Raw genomic sequence first — 21,788 nt, forward strand, 5'->3', positions numbered from 1 at the left:
CGAGAAACCGGTCTCCTCAGCGAGCTCGCGGCAGGTGCGTCCAGCGGCCCGTTTGGCGCGGAGCCACTGGAGGAGCGGGCCAACGCGACCGCGTTGGGGAAGCTTCAGCTCCGGCCCCCTTGGCTCACGAGCCGGTAGTACGAAGCGGCACGTCCGTCCCACGTGAGGCGACGGCGTCCGGGCACCGCACATGGTGTGTCGAAGGCATTGACCGGATCACCCGCCACGTCCGTGACGGTGAGGTCGCCCCCGGTGGCAGGGATCTCCACGACGACGGGCCCCGAGGAACCCGTGCGAATCGTGGCGGTGGTCAGTTCTCCCGCGTCCCAGTCCACATCGACGGTCAGTCCGCCGCGACAGCGGATACCGGCCAGGTGACCGCTCCGCCAGCCACGCGGGAGCGTCTTCAGCAGGCTGACGGCTCCCTCGTGACTCTGCACCAGCAGTTCCAAGATGCCCGCGACGGCGCCGAGATTGCCGTCGATCTGGAAGATGTAGCCGCCCGGCCACTCCGAGTGCGGGTGCAGGTCCAGAAGGGACCACGACGTCAGTTCGTTCAGCAGGACGTCGAGCGAACGCTCGGCCAGCCCGGTGTCCCTCAGTCGCGCGGCAAGGCACAGGATCCACGCCTGGCTCCAGCCGGTGTATCCGCTGCCGTGCTGGAGCCTGGTCGCGAGAGCCTTCCTGGCTGCCGCGAACATCTCGGGAGTGCCACCCTCGGTGATACGCGTCCCGGGGTGGATGCCGTAGAGGTGGGACAGGTGGCGGTGGCCGGGCTCCGAACCAGGCCGCTCGTCCTTCCACTCGAGCAGTTCACCGCTCGCGCCGATGCCGGGCAGACGCAGGACACCCAGCGCGTGTCGGGCGCGGGAAAGCAGCCCGTCGTCGTCACCACGTCCGAAGCGTTCGGCCAAGATGACGTACCGGGAGAGCACCTCATGGACCAGTTCCTGATCCATCGTCGTTCCTTCGGAAACCGCGGCCCCCCGTGGCGCCGGGGGAAGGGCGAAGCGGTGCTCGGGTGACGTGGAGGGGCTCGTGACGAGCGAGCCGTCGTCGTCGGGTACGAGCATGTCGAGCGCGAACAGGGCGGCCGAGCGGTGCACACGCAGGGCGGACCCCGCGCCGAAGTCATCGTTTCCGCCGTACTCGTAGTGGTCCCACACGTGCGCGGCCAGCCAGTACAGGCCCGTCGGCCAGGTGGCCCACTGGGTATCGCCCTTGACGGGTGTGGAGAACCGCCAGATGTCGGTGTTGTGGTGGACCACCGCGCCCGCGGCGCCGTAGTACCGCGCGGCGGTATCCGTGCCGCTCTCGGCGAGGTCGCCGGCGAGCGTGAGCATCGGGCCGTGCACGTCCTGTAGGGCCGTGCTCTCGGCGGCCCAGTAGTTCATCTCGACGTTGATGTTGGTGGTGTAGTTAGCGCTCCAGCCGGGGCGGACGTCGATGTTCCAGATTCCCTGGAGATTGGCGGCCTGAGTGCCCGGGCGGGAGCTGGAGATCAGCAGGTAGCGGCCGAAGTGGAAGAGGAGTTCCGCCCGTGCCGGGTCGCCGTGCTCCGCGGCGGGTGAGGCCGACAGGTCGAGGTCGACGCGGTCGAAGTAGCTCCGGTAGTCCTGGACATGACGCTGGACGAGCTGTTCGGCCGTACGGGTCAGGGCTCGGGTCACGGGCTCTTCCGCCGAGCGTGCGAGGGCGGCGAGGTCAGCGCCTGGCCGCCGGTCGTAGCCGCGGAACCCGCTGGCGGCTGCAACGACCAGGCGTAGTTCCTGCGGTCCGGTGCTCTCCACCGCCACCGCCACCGCGAAGCCGGTGCCGGCGGCCACGGTGCCGGCCTCGTCCGGTTCGTCGCCGCCGTAGACAACCGCGGGTTCCTGGTCGATGTAGTTGGGCAGCACACGCGCCGGCACCCGGCCCGTGGCCACGAGCAGGCCCGGTCGCGGGGTGGCGGTGGTGACCGGGTGGGGGGAGACGAAGGTGGGCAGGACAGGGTGCGAGGCGGCGCCGGGCCCGGTCACCGTGACCACGAGCACGTTGTCGGGGGCCGAGACGAAGCTCGACATCTCGACCTCCGCCCCTGCGGGCCCGTAGCCGGTGGTGGCCACCGCGTCGGCCAGGTTCAGCCGACGGTGGTATCCAGTGGCGTCCGACGTGTCGGCGTAGTGCCATTCGAGCCATCCGAGGGGCTGGTAGGACTCGGTCCAGCCAGGTCCCATCATGGCCTGTGCCAGCTTCTCGGCCCGGACGTTGTCCTCGGCCCGGATGGCCTCGCGCAGTTGCGGGAGCAGGTCGGCCGGTGACCCGGTGTCCTCAGCGGTCATCGGGCCGCCCGACCACAGGCTGTCGAGGTTCAGGTCGATGCGCTCGGTTCCCACGGCTCCGCGCAGTGTCCCGCCCAGTGATCCGTTGCCGATCAGAAAACTGTCGTGGAACGCCGTCGCCGGCTCGGTCAGTTGGATGGTGTGACGTCGCAATTGTGTCGTTCTTTCTCGGTGACGGTGTCCGGTGGCGACCCTCCGTTACGCGACCGCCCAGGTGCCACGTACGGCGGGTGCATGAGCACTGGAGGTCACGCGGCCCACGCCTACTTGACGGCGCCGGCGACCATGTTGCGGAAGATCCACTTCCGGACGAACAGGAAGAGCACGATGAGCGGAATGGCACCGATCAGCGTGCCCGCCGTGACGACGCTGTAGTCGATGTTGCCGTAGGCCCCCTTCAGCTGCGCGAGGGCGACGGGCACGGTGTACTTCTGCGGATCGTTCAGAACCAGCAACGGCCAGAGATAGTCGTTCCAGCTCCACATGAAGGTGAAGATCCCGAACGAGGCTATGGCGGGCCGCATGGCGGGCAGCGCGACGTGCCAGTACATGCGGAGCAGGCCACAGCCGTCCAGTCTCGCCGCCTCGATCAGCTCGTACGGGATCGCGGAGACCGCATACTGGCGCATCCAGAAAAGCCCGAAGGCCGAAGCGGCGCCCGGCACGATCAACGGCAGGAAGGTGTTGATCCAGCCGAGGTGCGAGTAGATCTGGAGGGAGGGCGCCAGACTCACGCCCGTCGGGAAGACGAGTGTCGCCAGCACGCATCCGAACAGCTTGTCACGGCCGGGGAAACGCATTCTGGCGAACACGAACCCGCCGAGCGAGCACAGGAAGCCCGTCAGGACGACCGCACTCAGTGCGACGACCAGCGAGTTGACGAACGTGGCGCCCAGTGGGACGGCGTCGGACACCTTACCCAGATTCTCGAAGAGCCTCGTTCCCGGGATCAGCCGGGGCGGGAATTTGAAGACCTCACCACTGGAGCTCGTCGCCATGATGAGCAGCCAGTAGAAGGGAAACAGGCTGACCAGGGCGGCGCACAGCAGCAGGAGGTGCTTGCCGACCTGTGGTCGGCGTCCGCCGCCGCGTTTCCGCACCGGGTATGTGCCACGGTCCGTTTCCTGCACATCGGCGCTCATGTCAGATCACCTCCTTGTGTCCGGTGATGCGCCGCATGAGCAGAGTGCCCAGCGAGGCCAGTGTGACGAGGGCGAACACGGCCCAGCCGATCGCGCTGGCGTAGCCCAGATCTGCGCCCACGCTCGCGCTCTGGGACTGTCCGAGGTACTGGTACTGCAACAGCATCATGGTCATCCCGGGTACTGACGTGCCGCTGACGTCCAGGATCTGGGGTTCGGTGAAGATCTGGAGGCCGCCGACGATGCCGGTCAGGAGTGCGAACACGATGGTGGGGCGCATCATCGGCAGGGTGATCGACCACAGCTTCCGCGGGCCCCCCGCCCCGTCGAGCTCCGCCGCCTCGTACAGTTCGGGGGGAATCGTGGCCATGCCCGCCATGAAGAAGATGACCAGATAGCCGAAGCCACGCCAGATGATCATCAGAGCGATCACCGTGTTGGCGCCCCAGGTGCTCGCCATCCAGTCCACCGAAGGCAGACCGACAGCAACCAGCAGCCGGTTGATCATCCCGAAGTTGCCGCCGAACAGGGACTGGAACACGATCGCGATCACGACGATCGACGTGACCTGGGGCAGGAAGTAGACCGTCTGGTAGACACCGCGGAAGCGCAGCCGGTCGCTGCTCAGCACGAAGGCCGCGACCAGTGCCGCCACCACCATCGGCGCCTGGGACATGGCGAAGATTTCGATCGTGGTGACCAGCGACTGCCAGAACTGGGAGTCCTCGAGCAGCCGGTGGAACTGCTCGAATCCGACGTAGTGCATCGTCCCGATGCCGTCCCACGTGTGCAAGCTGAGATAGGCCGCGATGCCGAGCGGAAACACTCCGAACACCGCGAAGAGCACGAAGAACGGGGAGATGGCGAGATAGCTGGCCAGATAGGACCGCCAGCGCCGGGGCCGGGACGGGCCGGGAGCGGGCCGGGGCCCGTCCGTCGTCGGCCGGCGGGCAGTCGGTCGCGCCGGGACCGACGCGCCCATGCTCGTGTCCACCACCTTCGTCACCGCTTCAGTTCCTTGGCGATCCGGTCCTGTGCGGACTTCCAGGCTTCGTCAGCGGACGCCTTGCCCTGTGCCACCGACTTGAGTGCGTCTGCGAGGGCGCCCTCCACGACCCCGTCCTGCGATGTGACCGGGACCGTCGGCGACTCCTGGGCGACCTTCGCGAACACCACACCCGTCGGCTGACCGCCGTAGAACGGCTGCGGTGCTTTCAGCTCCGGGCTCTTGTAAGCAGCGACGGCCGAGGGGAACAGGCCGTCGTTGAAGCCCGACGCCTGGTTGGCCGGGGACATCATCCACTTGATGACCTTGTACGCGTCTTTCTGGTGCTTGCTGGAGCTGAGGATCGACATGTACGAGCCCCCCTTGCTGCCGGGGCCGCCGGGCGGGTTGGCCACCCGCCATACCCCCTTGGGGCTGCCCGCGGTCTCCAGCAGCGGACCCTCGTACACCGGGGCGACGAAGCCGCCGAGAGCGTTCTGCGCGACCGAGCTGTTCCAGTCCGTGCTGTATGGCGCCGCCTTGGTGCACAGGCCGTCGGAGAGCAGCTTGGCGGAGTAGTCGAACGCCTTGCGGGTCGAGGCGTTGTCCCCCAGGTACTTGCCGGAGGTGTCGAAGCTGCCCTGCCCCTTCTGCTCGAGTTGCAGGTAGTAGACCTGGTTGGCGTCGTCACACGCCTTGAAGCCGGCCTTCTTCGCCTTCTCGGCCATGGTGCGGTAGCCGTCCCAGGTGGAGGCCATCTTGGAGACCGCGGCCGGGTCGGTGGGCAGGCCGGCCTTGCGGAACAGGTCGCTGCGGTAGAACAGCCCCTGCGGCCCCGTGTCGATCGGGTACCCGATCACCCGACCGTCGGGGAGGGTGCCGTTGGTCCACTTCCAGGTGACGTAGTCCTTCTTCGGATCCGCGCCCATGGTCTTCAGGTCGACGAACTTGGTCGAGATGTCGGCGTAGGAACTGATGTGGTTGCCGATGACCACCACGTCCGGCAGTCCGGAGCCGGTCTGCAGGGTGGTCTTCAGCTTGGTTTCCAGGTTGGGCGTCGGGATCAACTTGATCTTCAGACCGGGGAACTTCTTCTGCACCGCCAGCGACGCCTTGGGCACGGAGCCCGGTGCGTACCAGACGGTGAGACCGTCGCTCGCCGAGGAACCACCGCCGCAGGCGGTCAGGGCCAGCGCCATGGCCATCACGGTGGCCGAGGCGGCGACCCGCGGCAGGACTCTTCCGTTCTTCATTGAACTGGCCTTTCTTATACATGTATCGCATGTGCTGGTCGTGATCGGATGCTCCGAGGGCAGGTCTCGCTCAGTGACCGTGCACCCGGATGTTGATCACTTCGATGGGCGCCTGCGGAAAGGTCACCCTGACCGCGCGGGCCTGCGTGTTGTCGGGTTCCAGCCGCACGGTGGTGGACCCGGTGGTGCCGGCGGCCAGCGGCACGAGGTCCCGGCCGCCGTCGGAGAGTTCGACGACGTACGGCACCTGGGGCCCGGTACCGAACTCGACCTGGATCGTGGTGATCGACCACAGTCCTTCGAGGTCGACCGACAGCCAGGCACCCGGATCGTCCGTGGCGCTGATCCATCCGTGGTCGACGCTGTGGTCGGTGACAAGACGGGCGGGACGGTCCGGCCGGGCCCCGCTGCTGAAGACGGGTCGCATCTCGGAGAGCTGGGGGGGCCTGAGGGCTTCGGGCAAGTGGACCCGTGACGGTGGGCCGGGGGCGAAGTTACGGTGTTGTCCCGTCCACGGCTCGGGGCCGACCGCCTCGACGGTGATCTCGCTCGGGGCAAGCCCTTCCGCGGAAGCCCGCAGCCGGTTGGGGCCTGCGTGGTACGAGCGGAACTCGATGGCGCCCCGGCCGTCGAGCAGCCCCTTGTTGTCCGGGTTGAGCTCGATCGACGTACCAGTGGGGAAGATACCGCCGCCCTGTACGACCTCGAGCCGCACGGGGCGCTCGTCCGCCACCACTCGGCCCGTGTCATCGACGATCTCCACGACGAGCTGCACATCGTCGGTGCCGTCGGTGAGCACCATGGTGCGGTCGGCGGTCAGCCTCAGCGCGGTGGCCGTGCCCGGCTCGGGCCACGCGGGCGGCGCGATCCCTCTCAACTGATGGCGATACCAGTACCAGGACCGCAGGGGAAGGCGGTAGTAGTCGACGAACCCCATCCGCCCCATGTCGGGCACGACGCTGCCGTGGTGGAAACCGCACCACAGCACGACTCCGGAGCGCCACGCATATGCGTTCTCGCTGCCGTGGCGGAAGCGGTGGGTGTAGCTGCCGGGCCGGTCCTCGACGACGCTGCCGTACTCGGAGACGATGTTCGGCCAGGGCGGGTTGAGGTACAGCTCAGCGCCGTCGCCGTTGTATCCCGCCAGGTCACCCAGCTCGTCGAAGTCCCGGCGCTGTGCGCCGCCGACCGCTACGGGACGTGTCGGATCGAGTTCGTGGGCGAGGTCCACCAGACGCCGGGTCAGTTTCTTCGCTGCCGGGATCACATGCTCGTCGCTGAAGAAGACCTCGTTGCCGGTGCTCCAGGCCACGATGCTCGGGTGATTGCGGTTCACCCTGATCATCTCCGCCATGGCACGCAGGCAGCTGTCCTCGAACTCGTCCTGGTCCGCCTCGTCCGGCGGATAGGCGCTGGCGTTCCAGAAGCCCTCGGAGTTAGTTCCGCCGATGCCCCAGAAGGGCGCTTCGGACCAGAAGAGGACACCGAGTCGATCGCACTCGGTCGCGAACTGGTCGTGGTGGGGGTAGTGGGAGCCCCGGATGAAGTTCATCCCGGCTTCCTTGATGAGTGCGACATCCCGGCGCATCCCGGAGTGGGTGACGGCGTCGCTCCATCCGGCGCGGTCCTGGTGGACATTGGCGCCGTGGATCGCGAACCGCTCCCCGTTGAGGTGAAAGCCGTCGGTCGCAGTGAACTCGAAGGTGCGGATGCCGAACTGGGTACCCGTGCGGTGGCATTCGGCGCCCTCGCTCGTCCGCAGCGTCTGCTCGAGTGTGTAGAGGTACGGGGAGTCCGGGTGCCACAGGCGTACGTCTTCCACGGCCAGACGCTGCCGGTGCACCGTGGTCGAGCGGGGCGGGAGGTTCACCGATGCGACCGCCTCGACGGGTCGGGTACCGGGACCGGTCACCTCCGCGGCCAGCAGTCCGTCGAACGGCGCGTCGGTCTCGTTCACCAGCTCGGTGGTGACCTCCACGGCCGCGCCGTCGGTACCGACGCCGAGCGTCACCACTCCCGTGCCGTACCAGGCGATCCGCGTCCGCTCGGCGATGATCAGGGAGACGTCGCGATAGATGCCGCCGTTGAAGACGTGCTCTCCCGCCCTGGGCGCCAGCCGTGGGTTCCACTCGTTGCTCACGCGGACCGCGAGCTGGTTCGTCCCCGGGCGCACGGCCTCGGAGACATCCACGATGAAGGCCGTGTAACCGCCCAGATGGCGGTCCACCGGCACACCGTTCACCGTGATCTCGGCATCCTGGAAGACACCGTGGAACTCCAGCGCGACGTACTTGCCGGTCTCCTCTTCGGCGAGTTCGAAGGTGCGGCGGTACACGCCGCGGCCGGCGTAGAAGCCGGTCTCCATGAAGTACGGGATCCCGAACGAGTGGGGCAGCCCCACGTCGTACCAGTCGCTGTCGTCGAATGCCTCCAGCGTCGCGTCCTCGGGATCTCCGTAGGTGAACTTCCAGTTCCTGTTGATCAGTTCCTTGCGGTTCACGCTGCGGTCCTTCCACGTCAGCGGCGCGGCCCAGGCCGCCGAAATCCGGTCCATGAGTTCTTTGGAATGTATTGATGAATTGACGAGTCATTCGAATCGAGCAGACTCCGCCGGCTGCATCTCACATCGGGCCGTGAACCTTCACGGCCGCAGCGTGCAGCACACGCTAAGGAGGCTGATCTCGGCTGTCAAGGTTGCCGGCACGTTAAAATTCAACACCGGTTCGCCGGCCGGATCACATGCCAAAATCCCCGTTCACGGCCGTAGAACGGGGTTTGCCGAATCAATTTGTAATGGCAGAGCATTAAACGCCGCTCGCGTATCCTGCCCGCGGCGGCTGTTCACTCAACTATTTGTTTCAGCGATGTATTCGAGGTGGCTTCACGCCGATTCCCGCCACAGCAGGCGCGGCATGACGGTGCGGTGCAACGACTCGGTGTGGGTGAAATTGCCCGCCGCAAGGGTGTCGGCGATATCGAGAGCACTCGTGACAAGTGCCTCGCGGTCGAGTGAGATGGTGCTGACCGTCGGATGCACTGCCTCGCCGAGCGTCAGGCCGTCGACACCCAGGATCCTCATACGCCCAGGGATCTCGACGCCCAGCGCCTGGGCGGCTTGGATGGCACCGATGGCCATCATGTCGTTGAAGACGAGGACGCCGTCGACATCCGGATACTGGGCCATGAGCGCGCGGAAGGCATCGCCGCCGCCGGCCATCGACTCCTCCCCCGCAACGACCGCGGGTTCCGGGGCGCCGAAGGCGAATTCCTCGAAGAACCACCGGCGCGGCGTCGGCGAGTAGGTGGGTGACGCACGCAGGGAATAGGACGAGTCGATCATGCCCACCCGGCGAACGCCCTTGGCTTCGAGCGCGGCCATCGCCTGACGGACGCCCGCACGCAGGTCGATCTCGACGGAGTGAAAACCAGGACGCGAACAGCTGTCATCGAGCAGGATCGCCGGAATACCCTGCACGGCCGCGGCCAGTTCGTCGCCGGACTGCCTGAAATGCCCGACGAACAGGTCGACGTGTCCGGCCAGCATCTCGACGGCGGCGGTCTCGTCCCCGGACTCCCCCGAGGCCATCATCACCTGCCAGCCGCGCTCGGCGGCGGCCGCGAGAAAGGCGCCCGCGATCTCCGTGTAGTACGGATTACTGAAGGAACCGACCAGCAGACCGGCAACACGGGGCCGCTGTCGGCCGACCAGGTTGCGCGCGAACCGGTTGGGCCGGTAACCCAGCTGGGCACTGACCTCGAGAACACGTCGTTTGGTGGCCTCGCTGATGTCGCCCAGGTCGTTGTGGGCGCGTGTGACCGTCTGCCGGGACACACCCGCAGCCATGGCGACGTCGTTGATCGTGACCCGCCTCGCCATGCTCACCTCCTGGTTCGTCCGTGAACGTTCACGGCAGCCTGTCGGTTGACGACCGTAGGCCCGACGTGAGGGCCTGTCAAGACCTGCGGTCCACTCCCCTCACGTGGCGGGGCCGTCGGGCGCGGTGAAGCGGAAGGAAGCAAGTCGGAAGTCGCCGCGCAGGGTGAGGCACAGATCGTGGTGGCCGTCGCCCCGCGCCGCCATCGCGGCGGTCACGGTCGTCCAGGTGTGGCGGCCGCCGGTGACCGGTACGGCGAACTCCGCAAGGAGTTGGCCTCCCGCCCGCACCTCCAGTCGCGCCTCACCCGGTCCGGTGGCCTCGCGCGCGACCTCGGCTTCGAAGTGCGAAGCACCGGTCAGGTCCGCGGAGCGGAACAGCAGGGTGGCGGGGCGAGCGGGTTCTGCTGGGGTGACGGCATCGCCCGTGGCACGGGTGGCGTCGACCAGAGTGATGTCCGCGTAGTCGTCGAAGTCGACGGCCGACGTACGTCGACCCACCAGTTCGCGCGGCGTGGGGCAGTACCGCTGACGGCGAGCGGCGCGCTGAGGACGATGTCCTCGGCCGAGCGGGCGATGAGCACCTCGTAGCGGCCGGGATCGGCGGTGAAGGCGCCCGCGGCGACATCCCAGTGCGCCAGTCGTTCGGCAGACAGGTCGAAGGTCACCTCCCGGCTCTCCCCCGAGCGGAGCCGCACCTTGCGGAAGTCCGCGAGCCGGAGCCGGGGTGCTTCGTAGCGGGCGTCGACCGCTCGGACGTAGAGCTGGACCACCTCGCTCCCGGAGCGCGTGCCCGTGTTGGTCAGGGTCACCGAGACGTGCACCGCGCCGTCCTGGGCCATGGCGGGCGTGGACAGCCGCAGGTCACGGCAGGTGAAGTCGGTGTACGACAGGCCGTGTCCGAAGGGATAGAGGGGTGCTGTCCGGTGGTACTGGTACGTCCAGCCCGCCTTGATGATGTCGTAGTCGAGCGGGTGCGGCAGTGCGTCGCCGCCCCCGGTACCAGGTCTGTGGCAGCCGGCCGGCGGGCTCGGCTTCGCCGAGCAGGACGGCGGCCAGGGCGCGGCCCGTTTCCTGTCCGCCATGGGAGGTCCACAGCACGGCCGGCAGGTGGGTGTCGGCCCAGTCGACGGCGTAGGGGTAACTGCTCATGACGACCAGCGCGGTCTCCGGGCGGACGGCGGCGACCGCGCGCAGCAGCGTTTCCTGTGTCCGGGGCAGGCCGGTTCCGGTACGGTCCTCGGTCTCACGGCCGTTGATCATCGGGTGGTTGCCGAGGACGACGATCGCCACGTCGGCCTCCTTCGCGGCGGCCCGTGCCTCGGCCGCAGCGTCGCGCAGCAGCTCGCGCTGCCACCGCTCGGCCATCTCGGGGGTATCGGCGGTGACGCGCACCCGGCCGTCGGTGGGATCGAGGGTGGCGTAGCGGCCGGTGAAGACGTTGCGCAGCAGGACGGTGTCGTTGTCGCCGCCCGGGTCCGGTTCCAGACGGAAAGTTTCCTTGATGAACCAGGTCTTGAGCACCGTCCGGTCCGCGGCGAGTGAGGCGTCGTCCTGGAGACTGAGGTAGCGGCCGGTGTCGGCGCCCGGCACACAGGCCACCTCGCCGCGGTCTTGTCCGAGCGCGGTGCGCAGGCCGGCCACGACGCCGACCTGGTACGGCAGGGTGCCGCTGTACCAGTCCTCGTACAAGGTGTCGGCGTGTGGCCCGATGACGGCGATCCGCGGTGCGCGGTTCGGATTCAGGGGCAGCAGCCCATCGTTCTTGAGCAGCACCACGGACTCGGTCGCGGCACGCAGGGCGAGGGCACGGTGCTCGGGGCTGTCGATCACCTCCGGGCCGATTCCGGCGTACGGGTCCAGGTCGGGGTCGAACTCGCCCAGGCGGAACCGCAGTTGCAGCTGACGGCGCACCGCCCGGTTCACGTCCTCCTCTTCGATCAGCCCGCGCTCCAGCGCCTCGCGCAGTCGGCCGATCACGGTGGCGCTGTCCTCGCGGTGGTCGGTGAAACTGTCGATGCCGGCTTTCAGCGCGGCGGCATGGGATGCCGCGTGGTCCTCAAAGTAGTGCTCCATTTCCACCAGGTTGGAGGGCGCTTGCTCGTCGCTGACCACGAACAGCTCGTGGCCGGTGGTCCGGGCCCAGGTCCGCAGCTCCGTCTCGATGAGCGGGCTGACGTGGCAGGGGCGGCCGTTGACGAGGTTGTAGGCGGCCATCGCACCGGTGGCCGCGCCGGAGGCGATGATCGGGCGGAAGGCGGCCAGGTCGTACTCGTGCAGCACGCGGGGGCGCAGGCCGGAGGAGGTGACGCAGCGATCCGTCTCGTTGTTGTAGGCGAGGAAGTGCTTGAGCACCGGGGCGACGCGCAGGTAGACGGGATGGTCGCCGGCCAGGCCCTGGCAGTAGGCGGTGGCGAGGCGCGCGGTGTGCAGCGGGTCCTCGGAGTAACCCTCTTCGTTGCGGCCCCACCTCGGATCGCGCAGCAGGTTCACCACCGGCGCCCAGGTCTGCAGGCCGTTGGTGCCGGACCCGGTCGAGGTCGGCCGGTGTCGGTGGAAGGCGCGCACTTCGACCGACACCGCCTCGGCGACGGCACGCACCAGATCCTCGTCCCATGCGGCTCCCAGCCCCACCGCCTGCGGAAAGACGGTCGCCACTCCCAGCCAGGCCACCCCGCGCAGCGCTTCCGTTCCGGTGCGGAAGGAACGAGGCGATGCCCAGGCGCGGGACGGCCGGGACGTACTGATGCAGCATCGCGACCCGCTCGTCCAGTGTGAGCCGGTCCAGCAGGTCGCCGACGCGCTCCCCGAGCGGAAGCGCGGGATCACGGAACGGCAGCCGGGCGGCAGCGGCGGAAAGGGAGGGAGATCCCACGAGTCAGGCCCCTCAACAGAAGGATGCGGATGGCGGGCTGAAGGTCGGATTGTCGAAGCGCATCGACGCTGCCACCGCCCGCGACGGGCTGTCAATGTACCTGCAGAAAGAAACTTTCTTCCAGCTAAGCCTATTGTTTCGCGCGAAACCTGTCCGTTAGTTTTCGTCTGTCCATGTGAAGCGCTTCGACGCTCTCGCCCTCTCCCGCCACCGGAGCAGCAACCGTGACCACCGGCAGCATCACCGACCGCCTGGGCGGCCTCGCCTTCGGTGGGGACTACAACCCCGAGCAGTGGGACGAGCCCGTCTGGAAGGAGGACGACACACTCATGCGCAAGGCCAGGGTCAACCTGGTCACCGTGGGCGTTTTCTCCTGGGCCCTGCTCGAACCGGAGGAGGGCCGCTACGACTTCGCCTGGCTCGACGCCCACATCGAACGCCTGCACGCGAACGGCGTGGCCGTCGACATCGCCACCCCGACCGCCTCCCCGCCGCCCTGGTTCACACTCACCCACCCCGACGCACTGCCGGTGACCCCCGACGGCACCCGCCTCACCCACGGCAGCCGCGACACCTACTGCCTGGCCGCGCCCGCCTACCGCGGCGCCGCCCGCCGGATCGCCTCCGCCCTGGCCGAACGGTACGGCCACCACCCCGCCCTCGCGCTGTGGCACGTGCACAACGAGTACGCCACCCTCTGCTACTGCGAGTACGCCGCGGCGGCCTTCCGGGAATGGCTGCGCGCGCGCCACGGCTCGTTGGACGCCCTCAACGAGGCGTGGGGAACAGCCTTCTGGAGCCAGCGCTACACCTCCTGGGAGCAGGTGCTGCCACCACGCGCGACGCAGTGGCACAAGAACCCGGGCCAGACCCTGGACTTCCGCCGTTTCTGGTCCGACGAGACAATCGCCGCCTTCCGCGAGCAGCGCGACGCCATCCGCGAGCACAGCGACCGGCCGGTGACGACCAACCTGATGCTGCCCGCCTACCAGAACGTGGACCTGTGGGCCCTGGCCCGCGAACTCGACGTGGTCTCCTCCGATCACTACCCAGGGGCACCCGGTCTGGACGCCGCCGCCGACGTCGCCTTCCACGCCGACCGCACCCGCTCCCTGGCCGGCGGTCGCCCGTGGCTGCTGATGGAACAGGGCACCAACACCGTCTACGACGGTGACCGGGTGCTCGGCAAGGAGCCCGGGGAGATCCTGCGCCACACCCTCGGCCACATCGCGCGCGGTTCGGAGGGCGCCCTCTTCTTCCAGTGGCGGCAGTCCCGGGCCGGCGCCGAGACATGGCACTCGGCGATGGTCCCGCACGCGGGGCCCGACAGCCGTATCTTCCGGGAGGTCACACAGGTCGGCGAGGCGGTCGCCCGGCTCGGCGAACTGGCGGGCTCGACGGTCGACGGGTCCGCGGCCGTCCTGCACGACTCGGACGCCTGGTGGGCGTTGAGCGTCGACGGCCTGCCCTCCGCCGGACTCGGTTACCACAAGGAGCTGAGCCGAGCACACCGGGCGCTGTGGGACGCCGGCGTCACGGTCGACTTCGCCCATCCCGAGCACGAGTTGAACCGCTACGCGCTCATCATCGCCCCGGCCCTGTTCCTCCTCTCCGACGCGGGCGCCGAGAACCTGCGCCGCTACGTCGCGGGCGGCGGGACGCTCCTCGTCCAGCACGCGAACGGATGCGTCGACGACCGCATGCAGGCCCGGCTCGGCGGCTATCCCGCCGGGCCGCTGCAGGACGCCCTGGGCATCCGTGTCGAGGAGCACCGACCGCTGCGGGCGGATGAACGGATCGCCCTGTCGGACGGGTCGTCGGGCACGGTCTGGAGCGAGTCCCTGCACACCAAGGGCGCCGAGACGCTCGCCGCCTACACCCGCGGCATGCTGGCCGGCAGCCCGGCGCTGACCCGGCACCGATTCGGAACCGGACAGGGCTGGTATCTCTCCACTCGCCTCGACGACGCCGACTACGGCGCTCTGGTCCGCCGGCTGCTCGACGAGGCCGGTGCCGGCTCGGAAGCGCCGGGTCTGCCGGGCGGTGTGGAAGCCGTCACCCGGCACGCGCCTGACGGCCGCCGCTGGGACGTTCTGATCAACCATGGCGCGGACGCCGTGCCCCTGCCGGAGCCCGTGCGCGACCTGCTCACCGACACCACGGCCCAAGAGCTGCCACCCGGTGGTTGCGCAGTGCTGCGCAGGCCATGACTCCGAGAGGCCACCCTGACCGGGGAACCGCACACGATCCGCTGGGGTCACGATGGACCGCGGCTCCGGATCAGCCGCCCGAAGGCGCCCCCTCCGGACGGCACCTCCGCCTGAGACACCCGCCCCGCCTCTGTGGGCACCCGACACCTCGAAAGGACCTGGTGGCTTGTCAGACACCGGCCCCGTCAACCCCGTGATCCCCGGCTTCCACCCCGATCCCAGCATCTGCCGCGTCGGCGACGACTACTACCTCGTCTGCTCCAGCTTCGAGTACTTCCCCGGCGTGCCCGTCTTCCACAGCCGTGACCTGGTGCACTGGACGCAGATCGGCAACGCCCTGGACCGGCCGAGCCAGCTGCGTCTGGCGGCCGACATGCCGTCCTCCGCCGGGATCTACGCCCCCACCCTGCGGTACCACGACGGACGCTTCTGGCTGATCGTCACCAATGTGAGCAAGGGCGGTGGCAACCTGGTCGTCACCGCCACGGACCCGGCCGGACCGTGGTCGGAGCCCGTCCGGCTCCCCGGCGTGCCCGGCATCGATCCCGACCTGGCCTGGGACGAGGACGGCACCTGCTGGTGCACCGTCGCCGGGATCGCACAGGTCCGCATCGACCCGCACACCGGCCGGACGTACGGACCACCGCAGAAGCTGTGGTCCGGCACACCCGGCGCCAAGGCGCCGGAGGCGCCGCATCTGTACCGGATCGGCGACTACTGGTACCTGCTCATCGCCGTCGGGGGCACCGAGCGCGGCCACGGCGTGTCGATCGCCCGCGGCCGTACGCCGAACGGCCCGTTCGAACCCTGCCCGGCCAACCCGATCCTCACCCACCGGAGCACCGACCATCCCGTGCAGAACACCGGGCACGCCGATCTGGTCCAGGCTCCCGACGGCACGTGGTGGATGGTGCTGCTCGGGGTACGGCCGGGCGGCGGCACGCCCGGCTGGCACGTACTCGGCCGGGAGACCTTTCTGGCGCCGGTGACCTGGGTGGACGGCTGGCCGGTCGTCGGCGAGGTCGCACTGGACCTGCCGGAGCTCCCTTGGCCCCTTGTCCCGGGCCCCGTCGAGGAGCAGCGGGACGACTTCGACCTGAGCGAACTGCGGCCGTTGTGGATCTCCGTGCGGGACCGTCCGGCAGAGCACTGCACCACCAGGGAGCGCCCCGGATGGCTGACGCTGCGCGCGCGGGGCGGCTCCCTGGACGAGCCCGACGTCGTCTTCACCGGCCGGCGCCAGCAGCACCTGTCGTGCCGGGCGCGCACCCTGGTCGATCCCTCGGAGGGACGCGGCGGCCTGGCCGTGCGGCTGGACGAGCGGCACCACTACGCCATCGAGGTGTCCGAGGGCGAGGTACGGGTGGTCGCGCGCGTCGGCTCCCTGCGCACGGTGGTGGCCGCACAGCCCGTACCCGACGGGCCGGTGGTCCTCGGCCTCATGATCGGCGACCCGCCGCCGCCGCACGACGCCCGCACCGGCCCCGACGCCGTCTCCTTCGGCGTCGAGCAGCCCGACGGCACCCTCAGCGTGCTCGCGACGCTCGACGGCCGCTACCTGTCGACCGAGGTCGCCGGCGGCTTCACCGGCCGCGTCATCGGCATGTACGCCGCGGCCGGCACCGTCCATTTCGACTGGTTCGACTACGAACCCATCAGCCGCTGAACCGGCACCACCCAATGGACCTGCACGGACAGGCAGGGCCGACTGTGGCGGCTGATCGCCACGGGTCGGATCACCATCCGCACGACCGACCGAAGGGAACGACACGTGAAGGACATACGGCAACCCGCGCACCACCGGAACCGGGGTCCCGGACGCCTGGCAGCCCTGCTGCTGGCGCTGCTCGTCATCCTGGGCTGTCCGGTGGCAGCGCGTCCGCCGCGCCCGACGGCACCAGGGAGCCATCGCGGTCGACGGTGAGGGTTCCGGCCGCCGCCAAGGACGCCGTGGCGGCGATGCAGCCCAGCTGGAACCTGGGCAACAGCCTGGACGCGATTCCGGACGAGACGTCCTGGGGCAACCCGAAGGTCACCAAGGACCTGTTCGACACCATCCGCGCGCAGGGCTTCCGCAGCGTCCGCATCCCGGTGACCTGGAACGACCACCAGTCCGCCACCGCCCCCTACACCATCGACGCCACGTACATGAGCCGCGTCAAGCAGGTGGTGGACTGGGCGCTGGCCGACGGCCTCTACGTCGTGCTCAACGTTCACCACGACTCGTGGCAGTGGATCTCGAAGATGCCCACCGACCACGACAAGGTGCTCGCCCGCTTCAACGCCACCTGGACCCAGATCTCCTCGACGTTCCGGGACGAGCCGCGCACCCTGCTCTTCGAGAGCGTCAACGAGCCGGTCTTCGACAACGCCACGGACGCGCAGAAGACCCAGCTCCTGAACGAGCTCAACACCTCCTTCCACAAGGTCGTCCGCTCCTCGGGCGGCGGGAACACCGACCGCCTGCTCGTCCTGCCCACGCAGGTCCGCACCCCGTCCCAGACCCTCATGGACGACCTGTCCACCACGATCGGCACACTGCACGACAGCAACCTCGTCGCCACCGTGCACTACTACAGCTGGTACCCGTTGAGCGTGAACATCGCGGGCGGCACCCGGTACGACGACAACGCCCAGAAGGACCTGACCGACGCCTTCGCCCGCATGCACGACACGTTCGTCGCCAAGGGCATCCCCGTCTACCTCGGCGAGTACGGTCGCTCGGATATCCAGACGACAACCACCCCTCCCGCATCGAGCGGGGCGAGGCACTGAAGTACTACGAGCATGTCGGGTACGCGGCACGCGCCGCCGGTGTCACCACCGCCCTGTGGGACCCCGGCTTCGCCTACCTGAACCGCTCCACCATGCAATGGCGCGACCCCGCCCTGTTCACCTGGATCAAGTCCAGCTGGACCACCCGCTCGGCCACGGCCTCCTTCGACAAGGTCTTCGTACGGAAGTCGAGCCCGATCGCCGCCCAGACACTCACCCTGAACCCGAACGGCACCACTTTCCAGGGCCTGTGGCAGGGCGACACCAAGCTGGTCGAGGGACGGGACTACTCCGTCTCCGGCAATCAGCTCACCCTCACGGCCGCCGCGCTGACCCGGCTGACCGGCAACCGGGACTACGGGGTCAACGCAACGCTCCAGGCCCGGTTCTCCGGCGGGCTGCCCTGGCAGATCGACATCATCACCTATGACCCTCCGGTGCTGTCCAACGCCTCCGGCACCACCGGCTCGTTCACCATCCCCACGCAGTACCGCGGTGACGTGCTGGCGACCATGGAGGCCAAGTACGCCGACGGCAGCAACGCCGGCCAGGCCACCTGGACTCCGTTCCAGGAGTTCAACGCGGCCTTCTCGCCGGACTACCCGGGCGGCAGGACCATCCTGACCTCCGACTTCCTGAACGCACTCCGCGACGGCGCACCGGTGACGCTGACGTTCCACTTCTGGAGCGGCGCCACCGTCACGTACCACGTCACCAAGTCCGGATCCTCGGTCACCGGCACGACGTCCTGACCGACCGGCCCCTCGCCCTGGTTGCCCGTTCCCCGGGCAGCCAGGGCACACCCGCGACGCCGCGCGACCTCACTCCTCCTTCGGCACAGCCGTGCTCTCCCGAACCGTGAGGGTCGTCGCGATCTCCAGTCCGAGCCGCGGCACATCGTCGCCGCGGCCGAGCGCCAGGGCCAGCTCGGTGGCGGCTGTCGCCATCTCGGCCAGCGGCTGATGGACGGTGGTCAGGGGAGGATCCGCACAGGCCACGGCCGGGACGTCGTCGTAGCCCACCACGCTGAGATCGTGCGGGATGCGCAAACCGAGCTCACGCGCGGCCCGGTAGACACCGAGCGCCTGCATGTCGTTCGCGGTGAACACCGAGGTGGGACGATCGGGGCGGGACAACAGCTCGCGCGCCGCGGTGTACCCGTGCTCGCGCGTGAGCTGGGTCTTCACCACCAGTTCGGGTGCCGTCGGCAGGCCGGCCTCCGAGAGGGCGGAGAAGTAACCGGACAGCCGGGCGCGGCAGTAGGGGTGGTCCGGCCCGCTGATCATGGCGATGCGCCGGTGTCCCAGGTCGATCAGATGCCGGGTCGCCGTCTGGCCGCCCCGCCAGTTCGTTGCACTGACGAACGGCACGTCGTCGGGCAGCTCGTCGATCGGGTCGAAGACGACGAACGGGATGCCCTTCGCCTTCAGCTGTTCCCGCTCCGCTTCGGAGAGCTGTGCCACCGACAGAACGCACTGGGGGCGCCGTCCGGCCGTGTCGTCGATCATCCCCGCTGACTCGTGGGTTCCGAACGCGGACACCAGCAGCCCAACCCGATTCCTGCGGGCCACGCGCTCGACACCGCGGATGATCTCCACGGACCACATGCTCTCCAGCTCGCGGAACACCAGCTCCACCAGATTGCTCCGGCTCTGGGGAGGCTTGCGGTAACCGTACTCAAGGATCAACTGCTCGACCCGGGCCCGGGTCTCGTCCGACACGCCGGACCTGCCGTTGAGGACCTTCGACACAGTGGGAACCGAGACACCCGCCGACTCGGCGATGTACGCGATCGTCACCGACGCGGGTCCCGCGCCACGCTCACTGTCGTCATCCGCCGAAGATCTTCCCGATCGGTTGTCCGGCACAATCGCCTTTCCCCATCGCCTCGCCTGCTCCCGCCGCCATTCTGACACTTCCCGTTGAGCGCTTGTGACGGCCAGGAACGCGCCATCGATGTCAGCGGTCAATGAGCTTCGGAGCCCACGGGCCCACGCGCAGCGCTCGCGGCTACGAGGCGCCGTCCCGGTCCAGGTGCTCGCGCAGCCACTGCTCGGTGGTGTTGACGTGCATGAGGGCGGTGGCCTGGGCAAGGGGAGCATCGCCGGCGGCCAGCGCGTGGTAGATCGCCTCGTGCTCGGCCAGCGTGCGGCCCGCGGCATCCTCGTCGACCAGTCCGCGCCAGACACGCGCGCGCAGCGTCCGGCTCGCGATGCCCTCCAGCAAAGTGGCGAGCGTCGCGTTGCCCGTGGCCGCGATCACCGCTCGGTGGAACGCGGCGTCGTGCTCGTTGAGCTCCTCGACGTCGTCGCGGGCCGCCTGCATCGCCTCCAGGTGTCGTGCCACCTCGGCGAGCCCCTCGGCCGAGATGCGGCCGGCGGCCAGGCCGGTGGCGACCGGCTCGAACAGTCGGCGGACCTCGGTGAGTTCCAGCAGAGTGTCGCCGCGCAGCAGTTCCACCGCGGATCCGATGCCGCTCAGCAGCAGTTCCGGTTCCAGGCTGGTCACGTACGTGCCGTCGCCGCGCCGGATCTCCAGCACCCGCGAGACGGCCAGCGCCTTGACCGCCTCCCGCATCAGATTGCGGGACAGCCCCAGCTCCGCGGCGAGCTGTTGTTCGGGCGGCAGCTTGGCACCCGGGGGAAGCTCGCCCGACTGGACGAGCTCCCTGATGCGGTCGATGGCCTTGTCGGTCAATGACATGCTGCGCTACCCCCTGCTCATCCCCGGGCGTCGGCAGCGTACCAATACATCCCATAGCCCAGGAAGGAGCGGAGTGATCGCATCATCAGGGTTCGGATCGGCTCCCCCCGTACCCGCAGGTGATCGCGTCTCGATCGCTTCCGCGCGCGAGAGGTACGGACACCATTTCCGCGACACCCTATAAATTCATCCCATGTCTCCTTGAGGGATCACCATGGCTGGACAAGCCGAGGACACCCGCTCACGGCCGCGTCCGTCCTGGTCACCGGGGTGTGAACGTCCACAGCAGGTTGGTGCTGCTTCCGTAGGTCCACTGTTTGGTGACCGAGCCCGAGCCGACGTTGCCGCCGCCGTCCAGAGCGAGGGCGTTGGTGACATTGGTGATCCGGAAGTGCGTCGCCGGGTTGAACTGGACCCTCAGCGAGGTGATCTGGTCGTTGTTGCCGGTGATCCGCAGGTGGCGCCGACGAGCGGCCGCAGGCCCGGGATCGTGCCGGAGAAGGCGAGCTTGAGGACGTAGGCGCCGGCGCTGTACGGGGCTGCGGACGGCAGGTGACCGTGAGACCGGAAGTGTTCTGGGTCGGCGCGGGCAGATCGATGTAGGTGCCGGCGGTGGAGCCGAGCAGGATGTCCTTCTGTGCCTGAGGGATGGTGCCGTCGGCCATCGGCGCGATGTTCAGCAGCATGTTCCCGTTCCTGCTGACCCGGTCGATGAACGAGTGCAGCATCTGCGGGATGGTGTAGTAGCCGATGCCCTGGGTGTAGCACCAGCTGCTGGAGATGCTGTCGTCGGTCAGCCAGTACGGGGTGGTGATGTCGGCCGGGCCGCCGCGCTCGTAGTCGAAGACCTCGCCCTTGCTGTTCATGCCGTCCTTGTACGTGGCGACGACCTCACGGCCCCAGCTGCCCGCCTGGTTGTAGTAGTACGACAGGAAGTTCAGGCGCTCGGTCTCGTCGACGGCGTCCAGCTTGAAGTCCTGCCACAGGATGTCGGGCTGGGCGCGGTCGATGACCTCCTTGAGCTTGTCGAACCAGAGCTGGTTCTCCGCGGCCGGCCCCAGTTGCCCGTAGAGCTTCTTGAGGCTGCTCTCCGTCTGGGCGGGGACGAGGGGTCGAAGTTCCCCCCGGCCGATTTCAGCTTCGGCGCGAACTTCACGAAGTTGCCCGCCGAGTCCCGCGCTCCGTTGATGAAGTGGTGATAGGGCCACACCGATGGCTGGCCGTAGGTCGCGGTGTGGTGTTGGTTGGCCCGGCTGCCGGCCTGGTACATGCTGCGCGGGTACCACTCGTTGTCAAAGGCGGGGACGCTGAAAGCGCCCCAGTGGAAGTAGATCCCGAACTTCGCGTCCCGGAACCACTCCGGGGCCGGCGGGTGCTGGTCGACCGAGTTCCAGTCGGGCGTGTACGTGCTGGGCGCCGCCTGGGCGCCGCCGACGCCTGCCACACCTCCACCGACGCCCGCCGCGGCCACGCAGGTGGCGCTGGCCAGGAACTGACGCCTGTTGATCGAGCTCGGCATGGACGCATCCCTGGGGCGGAGAGGAAGGGGGAATCAGGGGACAGCGATTGGCGTGGCTGCTTGTGCCTGGAGCGTCGCTTGTTATGCACGAAGGTCGGCCATGTCCCCTGGGATGTCAACGGGCGCGCAGG

At 68.6% G+C, this 21,788-nt stretch carries 10 protein-coding genes and 3 pseudogenes; 3 read left to right on the forward strand and 10 right to left on the reverse strand.

Annotated elements, in window-relative coordinates; genetic code table 11:
- Window positions 1–104: 104 nt before the first annotated feature.
- The 7 genes and pseudogenes from ACFV2X_RS07980 to ACFV2X_RS08010 all read right to left on the reverse strand — a co-directional run bounded on the left by ACFV2X_RS07980 (window position 105) and on the right by ACFV2X_RS08010 (window position 12,450).
- The gene (locus ACFV2X_RS07980) at window positions 105–2,474 is read right to left on the reverse strand and encodes a glycoside hydrolase N-terminal domain-containing protein (RefSeq protein WP_385612862.1); all 2,370 of its coding nucleotides are present in this window, start codon (window positions 2,472–2,474) and stop codon (window positions 105–107) included.
- Window positions 2,475–2,584: 110 nt separating this feature from the next.
- Window positions 2,585–3,463 (reverse strand): carbohydrate ABC transporter permease, encoded by an 879-nt coding sequence (locus ACFV2X_RS07985; protein WP_385612864.1) that lies wholly within the window; start codon window positions 3,461–3,463, stop codon window positions 2,585–2,587.
- Between the two features lies 1 nt (window position 3,464).
- A complete protein-coding gene (locus ACFV2X_RS07990; RefSeq protein ID WP_385612866.1) occupies window positions 3,465–4,469 on the reverse strand; it encodes a carbohydrate ABC transporter permease in 1,005 nt (334 codons plus the stop codon).
- Complete coding sequence (locus tag ACFV2X_RS07995) at window positions 4,466–5,701, reverse strand: extracellular solute-binding protein (protein WP_385612869.1); 1,236 nt, start codon at window positions 5,699–5,701, stop codon at window positions 4,466–4,468. Before ACFV2X_RS07995 ends, ACFV2X_RS07990 begins: the two co-directional genes overlap by 4 nt.
- A gap of 70 nt (window positions 5,702–5,771) precedes the next feature.
- On the reverse strand, window positions 5,772–8,255 hold the full coding sequence (locus tag ACFV2X_RS08000; RefSeq protein WP_385612871.1) for a glycoside hydrolase family 2 TIM barrel-domain containing protein: 2,484 nt from the start codon (window positions 8,253–8,255) through the stop codon (window positions 5,772–5,774).
- Between the two features lie 327 nt (window positions 8,256–8,582).
- On the reverse strand, window positions 8,583–9,578 hold the full coding sequence (locus ACFV2X_RS08005; RefSeq protein ID WP_385612874.1) for a LacI family DNA-binding transcriptional regulator: 996 nt from the start codon (window positions 9,576–9,578) through the stop codon (window positions 8,583–8,585).
- Between the two features lie 99 nt (window positions 9,579–9,677).
- Window positions 9,678–12,450: pseudogene (locus ACFV2X_RS08010) on the reverse strand (glycoside hydrolase family 3 C-terminal domain-containing protein).
- A gap of 224 nt (window positions 12,451–12,674) precedes the next feature.
- Between ACFV2X_RS08010 and ACFV2X_RS08015 the strand changes: the two are divergent.
- The 3 genes and pseudogenes from ACFV2X_RS08015 (at window position 12,675) to ACFV2X_RS08025 (ending at window position 18,187) form a co-directional block, all read left to right on the forward strand.
- Window positions 12,675–14,660 (forward strand): beta-galactosidase, encoded by a 1,986-nt coding sequence (locus tag ACFV2X_RS08015; protein ID WP_385612876.1) that lies wholly within the window; start codon window positions 12,675–12,677, stop codon window positions 14,658–14,660.
- Window positions 14,661–14,826: 166 nt separating this feature from the next.
- On the forward strand, window positions 14,827–16,326 hold the full coding sequence (locus ACFV2X_RS08020) for a glycoside hydrolase family 43 protein (RefSeq protein ID WP_385612879.1): 1,500 nt from the start codon (window positions 14,827–14,829) through the stop codon (window positions 16,324–16,326).
- A 105-nt stretch (window positions 16,327–16,431) separates the two neighbouring features.
- A pseudogene (locus ACFV2X_RS08025) lies at window positions 16,432–18,187 on the forward strand (cellulase family glycosylhydrolase).
- A gap of 69 nt (window positions 18,188–18,256) precedes the next feature.
- Here the strand turns inward: ACFV2X_RS08025 and ACFV2X_RS08030 are convergent.
- The 3 genes and pseudogenes from ACFV2X_RS08030 to ACFV2X_RS08040 all read right to left on the reverse strand — a co-directional run.
- Window positions 18,257–19,234: a LacI family DNA-binding transcriptional regulator gene (locus ACFV2X_RS08030; protein ID WP_385612882.1), complete on the reverse strand. Its 978-nt coding sequence runs from the start codon at window positions 19,232–19,234 to the stop codon at window positions 18,257–18,259.
- 211 nt (window positions 19,235–19,445) lie between these two features.
- The gene (locus ACFV2X_RS08035; protein ID WP_385612885.1) at window positions 19,446–20,138 is read right to left on the reverse strand and encodes a FadR/GntR family transcriptional regulator; all 693 of its coding nucleotides are present in this window, start codon (window positions 20,136–20,138) and stop codon (window positions 19,446–19,448) included.
- Window positions 20,139–20,418: 280 nt separating this feature from the next.
- Window positions 20,419–21,657, reverse strand: a pseudogene (locus ACFV2X_RS08040) (alpha-L-fucosidase); the annotation flags it as partial.
- Between the last annotated feature and the right edge of the window lie 131 nt (window positions 21,658–21,788).

The sequence above is a fragment of the Streptomyces sp. NPDC059679 genome (assembly GCF_042734105.1).
GTDB lineage: Bacteria > Actinomycetota > Actinomycetes > Streptomycetales > Streptomycetaceae > Streptomyces.

Bases quoted from the DNA above. Each gene is read 5' to 3' on its own strand.
- ACFV2X_RS07985 (WP_385612864.1), bottom strand. From the start codon at position 3,463: ATGAGCGCCGATGTGCAGGAAACGGACCGTGGCACATACCCGGTGCGG.
- ACFV2X_RS07995 (WP_385612869.1), bottom strand. From the start codon at position 5,701: ATGAAGAACGGAAGAGTCCTGCCGCGGGTCGCCGCCTCGGCCACCGTG.
- ACFV2X_RS08000 (WP_385612871.1), bottom strand. From the start codon at position 8,255: ATGGACCGGATTTCGGCGGCCTGGGCCGCGCCGCTGACGTGGAAGGAC.
- ACFV2X_RS08005 (WP_385612874.1), bottom strand. From the start codon at position 9,578: ATGGCGAGGCGGGTCACGATCAACGACGTCGCCATGGCTGCGGGTGTG.
- ACFV2X_RS08035 (WP_385612885.1), bottom strand. From the start codon at position 20,138: ATGTCATTGACCGACAAGGCCATCGACCGCATCAGGGAGCTCGTCCAG.